This window comes from Enterobacter cloacae complex sp. ESBL7, from assembly GCF_041679625.1.
Taxonomy (GTDB): domain Bacteria; phylum Pseudomonadota; class Gammaproteobacteria; order Enterobacterales; family Enterobacteriaceae; genus Enterobacter; species Enterobacter asburiae_B.
In genome coordinates this window covers 1-1,094 of the sequence record NZ_JBGORN010000030.1, presented here as the reverse complement: position 1 = coordinate 1,094, position 1,094 = coordinate 1, and the positions used below count along the sequence as shown (strand labels likewise).

Sequence of the window (1,094 nt, the reverse complement as noted above, 5' to 3'; positions counted from 1 at the left end):
TAACTGCGTAGCTTCATGAAATATAAGTAATAAATGTATTTACTAATATTGACTTTGAGGGCAAAAAGAGCGATACTTAATTCATCGGGAGGCAATACCGCCACCCGGTAACACAGCCCAAAGCGGCGATTAAATTCAAGGAACAAAAAATGAAACTGACTCGCGAAGCAACCACAGCAGCAAACCCGGATTTACGCGGCCGCAAACATCATTTCATCATCGAGAGCGCCACGGCGGCAGAGCTGGAAGCGATGGACGAGATCCTGACGCTGGCAGGCTGGGAAAATGACAGCTGCCCTTGCTATGAGGACGGCTTTGGTTGTGGTTACTGGATCGACATTTCCGAAGTGGCTTGTTTCAAAGCGGCATACAAAGCAGCGAAAACGGGCCTGAAAGGCTATATGGCAGTTGAAGCGGAGAAGGCCGCAGCAGTGCGCGAAGCCACCGCAGAACCAGCCCCGGAACATATTCCGGCGGCAAGCCTGGACGATTACACCGTGTACACATTGCATGAACCTATTGAAGCGGAAGAAGGCAAGCCATACGCAGAGAAGCGCGTAACTCGCGCCTACGTTGCCCGCAGCATGACCCGCGCCCTGGCGAGCCAGGAGAAGCATGTAGAGAAGTACAAAGCGCAGGATGTTATCTGGCTGGCGGAACACAACGCAGACCACGCTTTTAGAATGGGCGTTTTAAGCCCGGAAGAGTTCACAGAGATCTATCACATGATACGGGCAGAGAACGCGCAGCCCCTGCTTATTCTGGCGGCCCTGCGTGATGCCCTGCTAACCGGAGCGCCAGCACTTGCCGCCGCCCGTGCGGCATAATCCGGCCACCATTCAACGCGCCTTCCGGGGCGCTTTTTGTTGGTAGAACTGAATGAAATATATGTAATTATCGTATTTACTAATATTGACTTTTGGGGCAAAAAAAGCGATACTGATTTTATCGGGAGGCAATACCGCCGCCCGGTAACACAGCCCAAAGCGGCAACCTACGGAGTCCCCAATGAAACAACATATCGCTGCAATTATTCGCGAATACAACACCCCTACAATAACCGTCGAAGTAGCCAATACAGACCGCTACGATAG

General features: G+C 51.7%; 1 protein-coding gene. It reads left to right on the top strand.

Annotated elements, in window-relative coordinates; translation table 11 throughout:
* The first annotated feature begins 149 nt into the window (after window positions 1-149).
* Window positions 150-827 carry a DUF5417 domain-containing protein gene (locus ACERY3_RS25275; RefSeq protein WP_193763895.1) on the top strand — a complete coding sequence of 226 codons (678 nt, stop codon included), beginning with the start codon at window positions 150-152 and terminating at the stop codon, window positions 825-827.
* The last annotated feature ends 267 nt before the right edge of the window (window positions 828-1,094 follow it).

Excerpts from the sequence above, each read along its gene's own strand:
- ACERY3_RS25275 (WP_193763895.1), top strand. The coding sequence starts at position 150 with ATGAAACTGACTCGCGAAGCAACCACAGCAGCAAACCCGGATTTACGC.